Annotated in this window: 1 protein-coding gene; it reads left to right on the top strand. The window is 65.9% G+C overall.

Annotation, left to right across the window (positions count from 1 at the left end; translation table 11 throughout):
* Positions 1 to 97 precede the first annotated feature (97 nt).
* Positions 98 to 1,495 (top strand): IS1380 family transposase, encoded by a 1,398-nt coding sequence (locus CQ13_RS12240; protein ID WP_057843145.1) that lies wholly within the window; start codon positions 98 to 100, stop codon positions 1,493 to 1,495.
* Positions 1,496 to 1,659: the final 164 nt, after the last annotated feature.

Here is a 1,659-nt window from a genome sequence, read left to right as displayed (position 1 = left end):
TAGCCCGCATTTCTCACAGAGTTAGGCGCATCGGGGCGCCGAATCAGCGAAAGTTCTTTTGCGAGAAGTACTTTGCGATGATTCGAGGAGCGCCCCGATGCCGACGGAGTGTAGCGCAGAGCGGTTTGATTTTGGAAGTGTGGAAGGCCGCATCGTGGAAGCGGCCTTTGATGCTGGACTGGTGACGTCGGATGCCGGCGCGCTGCTTCTGGGCGCGACCGATCGGGCGATCGATCTGGTGGGGCGCTTTGCAAATTGCTTTCGCGATCATCGCCGGCAGGATCTGATCGAGCATGCGATCGGGACGCTCGTCGGACAGCGGGTCTTTGGCATCGCGCTTGGCTACGAAGACCTCAACGATCACGACGAGTTGCGGCATGATCCGCTGATGGCGGTGCTTTCGGGCAAGCTTGCGGCCCGGCGTGAAGACTGCGCGCCGGTGGCCGGCAAGTCGACGCTCAACCGGCTGGAACTGAGCCGGGAGGAGCCTTCGCGCTATCACAAGATCGCGTATGACGCGGCGGCAATTGAGGCGCTGCCGGTGACGCTGTTCCTGGAGGCGCACCAGCGGCCGCCGGAGCAGATCGTCCTCGATCTCGACGCCACCGACGATCCGCTGCACGGGCATCAGGAGGGGCGCTTCTTCCACGGCTACTACGACTGCTACTGCTATCTGCCGCTGTACGTGTTCTGCGGCCGGCATCTGTTGGCGGCCAAGCTGCGGCCCTCCGACATCGATGCCAGTGCGGGCAGCGTGGATGAGGGTGCGCGGATCGTTCGGCAAATCCGTGCCCGCTGGCCGTTCGTGCGCATCCTGCTGCGAGCCGACAGTGGCTTTGCGCGCGAGGCGCTGATGGCGTGGTGCGAGGACAACCGCGTAGATTACCTGTTCGGGCTCGCCCGCAACATCCGCCTGGTCGCCATGATCGAAGAGGAGCTTGCCGCGGCGCGAGCCGCGGCCGAGAAGACCGGCCGCCCGGCGCGCCGCTTCAAGGACTTCCAGTGGACGACGCTCGATAGCTGGAGCCAGGAGCGCCGCGTCGTCGCCAAGGCGGAGTGGACGCACGGCGAGGCCAATCCGCGCTTCGTCGTCACCTCGCTCAAGCGCAGCGAGGCGGGCGCGCGGCAGCTCTATGAGGACATCTACTGCGCGCGCGGCGACATGGAGAACCGCATCAAGGAATGCCAGCTCGACCTCTACGCCGACCGCACATCGGCTCAGACCATGCGCGCCAACCAACTGCGGCTGTGGTTCGCCGCGATGGCCTATGTGCTGATCTGCGCGCTGCGGCGCATCGGCCTTGCTGAAACCGCCTTTGCGGACGCCACCTGCGGCACCATCCGCCTCAAGCTCCTGAAAATCGGGGCGCTGGTGCGCATCTCCTGCCGCCGCATCAAAATTGCCATGGCCTCGGCCTGCCCAGCCGCCGAACAATGGGGCCGCGCCGCTCGCAGCCTGGCCGAGGCGGCCAAGGCCCGCGGCTCGCCGGCCTGACACGCGCCGCCGCCACGCGCCAAATCCGCGGCATCATCAACAAGGCCAACGGAGACACACAAAACCATCTCGCCGCCAGCGCCTTTGGCGCCACGGTCCTCGTCGCCTTCGCGCCGACCCACCAATGCCCGTCGCAAATCAATCGGCCCCGTGAGAAATGCGGG

This window comes from Bradyrhizobium retamae (genome assembly GCF_001440415.1).
Lineage (GTDB): Bacteria > Pseudomonadota > Alphaproteobacteria > Rhizobiales > Xanthobacteraceae > Bradyrhizobium > Bradyrhizobium retamae.
The sequence above is the reverse complement of the archived record's forward strand: the minus strand, read 5'-3'. Positions and strand labels throughout refer to the sequence as shown.